This window comes from Mesorhizobium silamurunense, from assembly GCF_014843905.1.
GTDB lineage: Bacteria > Pseudomonadota > Alphaproteobacteria > Rhizobiales > Rhizobiaceae > Mesorhizobium > Mesorhizobium silamurunense.
In genome coordinates this window covers 1-7,200 of record NZ_LPVS01000042.1, presented here as the reverse complement: position 1 = coordinate 7,200, position 7,200 = coordinate 1, and the positions used below count along the sequence as shown (strand labels likewise).

Annotated in this window: 11 protein-coding genes; 7 read left to right on the top strand and 4 right to left on the bottom strand. The window is 61.2% G+C overall.

Annotated features, from left to right (window positions below):
- Positions 1-213: 213 nt before the first annotated feature.
- Genes AU465_RS38030 through AU465_RS36495 form a run of 3 tightly spaced genes read right to left on the bottom strand, consistent with a single transcriptional unit; the run spans position 214 to position 926 of the window.
- The gene (locus tag AU465_RS38030; protein WP_446685768.1) at positions 214-435 is read right to left on the bottom strand and encodes a VOC family protein; all 222 of its coding nucleotides are present in this window, start codon (positions 433-435) and stop codon (positions 214-216) included.
- 28 nt (positions 436-463) lie between these two features.
- Positions 464-598 carry a VOC family protein gene (locus AU465_RS38025; protein ID WP_281396750.1) on the bottom strand — a complete coding sequence of 45 codons (135 nt, stop codon included), beginning with the start codon at positions 596-598 and terminating at the stop codon, positions 464-466.
- Positions 599-608: 10 nt separating this feature from the next.
- A complete protein-coding gene (locus AU465_RS36495; protein WP_246506043.1) occupies positions 609-926 on the bottom strand; it encodes an NADH-quinone oxidoreductase subunit H in 318 nt (105 codons plus the stop codon).
- A gap of 367 nt (positions 927-1,293) precedes the next feature.
- Here AU465_RS36495 and AU465_RS11965 point away from each other — a divergent pair, with 367 nt between their 5' ends.
- From AU465_RS11965 to AU465_RS11940, 6 genes are all read left to right on the top strand, one after another.
- Positions 1,294-1,752 (top strand): YbhB/YbcL family Raf kinase inhibitor-like protein, encoded by a 459-nt coding sequence (locus AU465_RS11965; RefSeq protein WP_192247166.1) that lies wholly within the window; start codon positions 1,294-1,296, stop codon positions 1,750-1,752.
- A 92-nt stretch (positions 1,753-1,844) separates the two neighbouring features.
- The gene (locus tag AU465_RS11960) at positions 1,845-2,945 is read left to right on the top strand and encodes a CapA family protein (protein WP_192247164.1); all 1,101 of its coding nucleotides are present in this window, start codon (positions 1,845-1,847) and stop codon (positions 2,943-2,945) included.
- 143 nt (positions 2,946-3,088) lie between these two features.
- Positions 3,089-4,024: an oxygenase MpaB family protein gene (locus tag AU465_RS11955; RefSeq protein WP_246506039.1), complete on the top strand. Its 936-nt coding sequence runs from the start codon at positions 3,089-3,091 to the stop codon at positions 4,022-4,024.
- Positions 4,021-4,749, top strand: a complete 729-nt coding sequence (locus AU465_RS11950) for an SAM hydrolase/SAM-dependent halogenase family protein (RefSeq protein ID WP_192247160.1) — start codon at positions 4,021-4,023, stop codon at positions 4,747-4,749. Before AU465_RS11955 ends, AU465_RS11950 begins: the two co-directional genes overlap by 4 nt.
- 37 nt (positions 4,750-4,786) lie before the next feature.
- Positions 4,787-4,942, top strand: coding sequence for a hypothetical protein (locus AU465_RS11945; protein ID WP_192247158.1), 156 nt, complete (start codon positions 4,787-4,789; stop codon positions 4,940-4,942).
- Positions 4,943-4,986: 44 nt separating this feature from the next.
- The gene (locus AU465_RS11940; protein WP_192247156.1) at positions 4,987-5,322 is read left to right on the top strand and encodes a 4a-hydroxytetrahydrobiopterin dehydratase; all 336 of its coding nucleotides are present in this window, start codon (positions 4,987-4,989) and stop codon (positions 5,320-5,322) included.
- A 123-nt stretch (positions 5,323-5,445) separates the two neighbouring features.
- On the opposite strand, the gene AU465_RS11935 is transcribed toward AU465_RS11940, so the two are convergent.
- Entirely contained in the window at positions 5,446-6,366 is a 921-nt protein-coding gene (locus tag AU465_RS11935) for a complex I NDUFA9 subunit family protein (RefSeq protein WP_192247154.1), read from the bottom strand.
- 277 nt (positions 6,367-6,643) lie between these two features.
- Here AU465_RS11935 and AU465_RS36490 point away from each other — a divergent pair, with 277 nt between their 5' ends.
- The gene (locus AU465_RS36490; RefSeq protein WP_246506038.1) at positions 6,644-7,189 is read left to right on the top strand and encodes a GYD domain-containing protein; all 546 of its coding nucleotides are present in this window, start codon (positions 6,644-6,646) and stop codon (positions 7,187-7,189) included.
- Positions 7,190-7,200: the final 11 nt, after the last annotated feature.

Below are 7,200 nucleotides of genomic sequence, written 5' to 3'. Positions count from 1 at the left end.
CCACTGTGGCACTGTGATGCCGGGAGCGGGAGCCATCCACCTCATCTGCTTGCGGGCAGCGGCAAAGGCGCCCTCGACGGCTGAGATGCGGCGCAGAGCGGTCGGCCTCCTAGCCAGTGGCAAGGAGCCCTGTGACGCACCCGAGTTGGCGGATTATATCTGCCGATTGCCGTTCCCACCTCCGATGACGTGGTCGCGAAAGCGAACCGTTCCTTATGGGGCTTCGTAGAGTTCCAGCGGTAATCCATCTGGGTCGCTGAAAAAGGTAAACCGTTGGTCTGTATATGGGTCGATCCGGATTGGCTCAACGGCAATGCCAGCGGCTTCCAGGCGCATAATTACGGGATCAAGATTCGCCACGGCAAATGCCAGATGTCTCAGGCCTGTCGCCTCTGGATAGGACGGCCGCATCACTGGGGCAGGGAAGGAGAACAATTCCAGCTGGACGGACCCGATCCGCAGATCAGCCTTCCATGATTGCCGCTCCTCCCGATAGACTCTCCCGGATCAGATCGAGGCCGAGGAGTTCGACGTAGAACCGTCGCGACCGGTCGTAGTCGGTGCAGATGAGCGCGACGTGGTGAATGGCGTTCAGCATGCTGCGAACTCTAGCCAAGCTGGGATTTGAGACCAAGGTCACCAAAAGTCAATTGCTGCGCCAAAAACAAAAAACTCCAGCAACTCGCTGAGTTTGCTGGAGTTTTTTTTGAAGACTGGTTGCGGGGATCGGATTTGGTCAAGAGCTTGACCCCGTCCGCCACCGGCTGCAGCAGCCCATGCCATCCCACACGCATCGGCCCCATCCTCTGCTGGATGTGCCCCGCGATCTTGCGTTCCAGCCACGTCAGCGGCAAGGGCAGCAGCAGAATCGCAATCAGCAACGCGACCTTGAAGACGATCAGCCCAAGAGCAACGACGAGTTCCATGATCCGAGGCCACTCGTTCGACGGGACGAGACCCGCGACCCGATCAGCACTGCACGGTGTCAGGCTGCGCGGGAGTGGCAATTGCCAACCGCGGCGCACCTTGCGCAATGATATCACAGCCTTGCCATCACTGGCTACGATGCGCGCGACGCGGCGCTTGGACGGGGCGGCAGGGCGAAACGAACTGCCATTCAATATTGTCTCGTACATTTTCGATAGAGCGCCTATCCTTGCGTCGGATCAACCGTGAAGCCCGTGTCGCAACGCAGCCTCAAGGCGGCGCCCGCGCTTCCTACCAGCATTGCCTGGCACCTAGCGTTTTGGGACTGAGTGTTGCGCGGCGCGGCAACAGCGTTAGGGGCGACCCATGCAGCTCAGTTCAAGCAGCTTTGCGAACAGTACGACGATCCCGCGGCGTTTCACTTGCGACGGTGAGGATCGTTCCCCTCCCCTCGGCTGGACCGGCGCTCCGGCCGGCACCCGCAGCTTTGTCCTTCTCTGCGATGATCCAGACGCCCCGGCGGGGATCTGGCATCACTGGGCGGCCTATGACATTGCGGCCGATTGTGTAGAGTTGGCCGAAGGCGCTGCCCAGCACGCCGGCAAACAAGGTTTCAAGCAGGCAACCAACGATTTCCGGCGACCAGGTTACGGTGGTCCCTGCCCACCGCATCGCCATGGCAGACACCGCTATCACTTCCGGTTGCTTGCGCTGTCGATCGATCACCTGCCGCTCGGCAACGACCCATCGTGTCAGGCGGTCGAACGAGAAGCGCGCAAGCATCTCCTCGCCGAGGCGGTTCTCGTCGGAGTATATGAGCGATGATGGTCTTCGCTCGTGTGAACTGCGGCAATTGAGGAAGGCCTGCGGGTCATGGGCGGCATGACTGATCGTGATGGGCCCGGCTGGTACGCGTCATGCGGATCTTTCTCTGTGGCGATGTGATGACGGGGCGAGGCATAGACCAGGCGCTTCCACATCCGTGTGACCCTCGTCTTCACGAGCGCTATGTGCAATCGGCCATAGACTATGTCCGGATGGCGGAGGCGGCGAACCAACCGATACCGACGCCAGTCGACTTCCCCTACATCTGGGGCGCAGCGCTGCAGGAATTGGAGCGGGCGCGGCCGGACGCGAGCATCATAAATCTCGAAACCAGCATTACGCGCTGCGACGCCTATGTCGCCAAGGGCATCAACTACAGGATGAGCCCCGAGAACGCCGACTGCCTTGTCGCCGCGGGGATCGACTGCTGCGTTCTCGCTAACAATCACGTTCTTGATTGGGGGCGCGCCGGGCTGCTGGAGACCCTGGCAACACTCGAGCGTTTGCAAATCAAGACCGCTGGAGCGGGGCGCAATGCCGCCCAAGCAAGCGCCCCGGCGATTTTGGCAGACACCGACGCGGGGCGCGCACTTGTTTTTTCGTTTGCCTCGAAGACGAGCGGTGTCCCTCGACATTGGGCGGCGACGCATGACCGGGCCGGAGTGAACTTTCTACCTGCGCTTTCCGATGCGACTGTCGCAGCGATAGCCGATCTGGTGGCTACTGACCGACGAGAAAATGATGTGGTCGTGGTCTCCCTTCATTGGGGACCAAACTGGGGCTATGACATCCCGGGGGAGCAAAGGTGGTTCGCCCACGAACTGATCGACAGGGCGGACATATCCATCGTTCACGGCCACTCATCGCATCATGCCAAATCCATCGAAGTGTACCGGAACCGCCTCATTCTCTATGGCTGCGGCGACTTCCTGAATGACTATGAAGGCATCAAAGGCCACGGGGAATTCCGGCCCGACCTTGCCCTGATGTATATCGCCGACCTTGGTCCCGGAAGCGATCTGGTCGCGCTCGAACTGGTGCCCTTCCAGATCCGGCGTTTCCAGCTCATCCGCGCGGCTAACAGGGACGTTGCCTGGTTGCAGCAGACCCTGGACAGAGAAAGCGGGCAGTTTGGTACGGGCGTCGGAACTGCGCCAGGGGGAAGGCTTGCGCTGTCCTGGCCGACAATGTGAACTGGTGGTGGGCACGGTCATCCAATTGAGCTACGGTGCGCAAAGGAGCTCCGCAGAAGGTGGCCGTAGTTTCGCCAGGTGCGTCCAGCGGCCCAACTGCACTGCTTGGAAGCACGCGTTTCTTGTGAATGGCGCTCGTTGCCATGACCACGCCGATCGTCCTGCCTTGGCCGTTGCAAAGCCTCTTGGAGGCGATAACGCGGGCGGTGCTGCAGCCCGGCGACCGGCCTCGCATCGATTTCTCGCGACCGATCGGCGAGGCCGGACTGATATCGCCGGACTCCGTGTCGTGGCGCGTGTTCAAGAACCCGCTTTCGCTGTTCATCGGCGGCGTCACCGCCGTGGTCATGGAGCTTGCAGAACCGCGCGTGCGCACTGGCGTATGGGAGCATACGTCTTTCCGCCTGAATCCAATTCGGCGACTGCACAGCACGGGGCTCGCTGCCATGGTGACGATCTACGGTTCCCGCACCACGGCCGAGGCCATGATCGCCCGCGTTCGGCGGATACACGACCGGGTCGCAGGCGTGACATCGTCTGGCGCGACCTATTGCGCCAATGACCCCGACCTTCTGAATTGGGTTCAGGGCACGGCGGCGTACGGCTTTGTCCAAGCTTATCACACCTATGTGCGGCAGCTCTCCGCATCGGAGCGCGACCGCTGTTATGCCGAGGGCGTTACCGCCGCGCGCCTTTTCGGCGCCACGGGCGCGCCGGGATCGGAAGCCGAGCTTGAAGCGCTGTTCCATGCGACTGCCGGACGGCTGGAGGGCTCGGCCATTGTGCTCGAATTTCTCGCCATCATGCGTTCGGCGCCTATGCTGCCGCTGCCGCTGAGGCCGGCACAGCACCTGCTGGTAGCGGCTGCCGTTGATCTGGTGCCTGATTGGATGCAGGCGCTGTTGGGGCTCACCGGGCACGGCTTGCACAGGTGGGAAGCCGAGGCAGTCCGGCAGGCAGGGGCTTTGGCGGATCGCCTCGTTATGGAAACCAACCCGGCCGTTCAGGCCTGCCGGCGGATGCGCCTTCCGGCCGACTATTTGTATGTCCATCGCAGCGCATTCGGTGCCCGCCCATGATTGTCTTGTTCACGGATTTCGGCTTGCACGGCCCCTACACGGGTCAGATGAAGGCTATGTTGCACCAGATGGCGCCGGGCATCCCCGCGATCGACCTCTTCTCCGACGCGCCGGTCGGCAATCCCAAGGCGTCGGCCTACCTGCTGGCGGCCTACGCGGAGTGGTTTCCTGCGGGGACCGTCTTTCTCTGTGTCGTCGATCCAGGCGTCGGAGGGACGCGCCCGTCGGTCATCGTCGAGGCCGACGGTCGCTGGTATGTCGGCCCCGGCAACGGCCTGTTCGAGCTGATCCAGCGCCGCGCCGCTGATACGTTCAGCTGGGATATCGACTGGAAGCCAAAGCGCCTGTCTGCCAGCTTTCACGGGCGTGACCTGTTTGCCCCGGTCGCGGCCATGCTGGCACGCCGTGAGCCGCCGCCCGGAAGGCCGCGCCTGGATGAAGCAGATCGCCGTAGAGACTGGCCGGAGGACCTCGCCGAGATCGTCTATATCGACCATTTCGGCAATGCCATGACCGGCCTGAGAGCAGCCAGGCTGCCGGCAGGCGCAAGGCTCGCCGCTGCAGATCGCGTGCTGGAGGGCGTGACGACCTTCCGCGATCGGCCGCCGGGCACGGCCTTTTGGTACGAGAACTCGAACGGGCTTGCCGAGATCGCTGTCAATCAAGGGCGTGCGGACGGCGAGCTCGGTCTCGCGATCGGCAGTCCTGTGAAGATCGTCCTTTAACGAAACCGGTTGTCCGTGCCGGCGTTGATCTATTGCGATGCGCAAATCAACGAATCGAGGCCCGGGCGCCGATCTGCCGAAGCTGCAAAAAGGCAATGACAAGGCGCGGGCGAAGACCGGCAACAAGCGCCTTGCCGAGCAGATTCGCAAGCTTCTTGCAAAGCACTATGCGAGCAAATACCGGGCGAGGTGAAAACGCGATCGCTGCACGAGGAATGAGCACGAAGGGAGGTTGTCATGACCGGTGGTATTGCTCAGAAAACCTGTACGCCCTGCCGCGGCGGCGTTGCGCCGCTAACGCAGGAGGCAGCCGAGGGCTATCTGTCCCAGACCCCTGGCTGGGAACTGGAGGAGGCGCGCCTGCTACGCCGCAACTTCAAATTTGCGGATTTCCGTCAATCGCTCGGCTTCGTCGACAAAGTTGCCCGATTGGCGGAAGAAGAAGGGCATCATCCCGACATCTGCTTCGGCTGGGGTTATGCGGCAGTCTCGCTGCAGACTCACAAGATCAAGGGATTGCACGAGAACGACTTCATCATGGCCGCGAAGATCAACCTCATCGCCGGTTCGTAGAGAGGCACTCGGCACCCCAACGATCGGAACGGACCAAAAGTTCGCATTGATGATCGGCCGGTTAGCACAATTTGCGGATACTCAATCGTGGCGGCTGAGAGCGGTGCCGAAAAGGCTCGTTGATCAGGGGTCGCGCAACATCTCCTGGAGTATTTCCTCGACCGGGTGCGGCGAAATGCCAAGTTCTTCAAATCCGGGCATCTGTGGCGACGACACGTTGTCGACCTGCATCAGTTCCACTTGATTGCGAGTGACAGGCGGACTCGCAAGCATTTCCGCGGCCCATGCCAGTGCGTGCCAAGCGGCAAATGGCACTGGGACCAGTATCGGTCTAAGGCCGGCCTGGTGTGCAACGGCTCTGAGAAATTCCTCGTAAGAGTAGACGCGGGGACCGCCGCACTCATACGTGATCGCATGCGTTTGCGTCCCCTGCAGCGCTCTTGCAGTCGCCTCTGCCACATCGCCCACATAGGCCGGCTGCAATCGCGTCAGGCCGCGACCGAACATCGGATAGATTGGAAGCCGGCGCAGAAGCTTGAGAATAATGGTGAGAAACGCGTCATCCGGTCCGAACATCACCGCCGGACGGATGATGGTGGCATCAGCAAACGCGGCACGCACCGCCTGTTCGCCTTCGCCACGCTTGCGGATGTAGAGCGACGGCGAGGCAACATCGGAACCGATTCCTGAAACGTGAGCGAACCGTTCGACGCCGGCTCGGTGTGCTTGAGCTGCGACCCGCCGGGCCGCCTCGACATGCACGGAATGAAAGGTCTCCTGTCCTCGTTCGACATAGAGACTGACCGCATTTACAACGCCGTAAGCACCGGCAAGCGCATCGGCGATCGCACGCTCATCACGGATATCGGCTTCAACCGATTGAAGTTGCGGATCATCAGAACCAAACAACTTCTTGGCTCGTTCCGAATGTCTTGATGCGATCCGAACGAAAAACTCACCATTGCGGAGATGCCGAACAACGCGGCGGCCGAGAAACCCGGTTCCACCGAACACGGTGACGACGCGATGGTTCATGGCAGCCATAGCTTGGACTTTGTCCTCTCATGTCGGCCGTCTCGACCCGGCGGTCCAGGTCATGTGGACGGCACGCCTGCTGACCAATATCTGCCATCTGGGCTGCCTCGTACAGATTGGGATCGATCTTCTCCGCAACTGATCGAGAATGGTCGACACGCCACCGAGCGCCGTTGTCGTTTCTTGACCGCCTGTGGTTCGCGCACCCAGCTCGTGTTATCGTGGTTCCGGGAAACGGCGGACGCGCCGTGAGCGCCCTGCCGGTTCCCCATTGTGGGAGGAACAAATGGCTCATTACGTATTACTGTCGAATTTCACCGATCAAGGTATCAGGACTATAAAGGATACTCAGAAGCGGGCTGAGGCCTTCAAGGCGATGGCCAGCAAAAGCGGGGTCAAGGTTCACACTCTGTTGTGGACGCTTGGCAAACATGATGTCGTAGTGATTGCCGAAGCAGAAGACGACATTGCTGCGACCGCACTAGCCTTATCAATCGCAGGCCTGACAGCCGCTTTGCTGACGTGCGCGGGTAATCGAAGCCGGCGCCGAGCTTGGCTGCTCGGCGCCCAAGTCGTTCAGCTATGCCTCGTCCCGCCAGATCACCCGCCTCTCCCGGTGGATCTTCACCAGGCGCCGGACCCGGATCGTGTGCGCCTGCTCTCCTGTTTGCGTGGAATAGCTGGACGCTCTACGACGTTTGGCAGTCCTCAGCGGCCCACCGTAAGTCAACAAAATCAAAGCGATGCGCGCAGGTTCGCCATCTTGGGCTTGGCTAACCGAACGAGGATATGGGTAACCGGGGCAAAACCGGTGGCGGCCGCGGCGTTATGACTCGGGGGTAT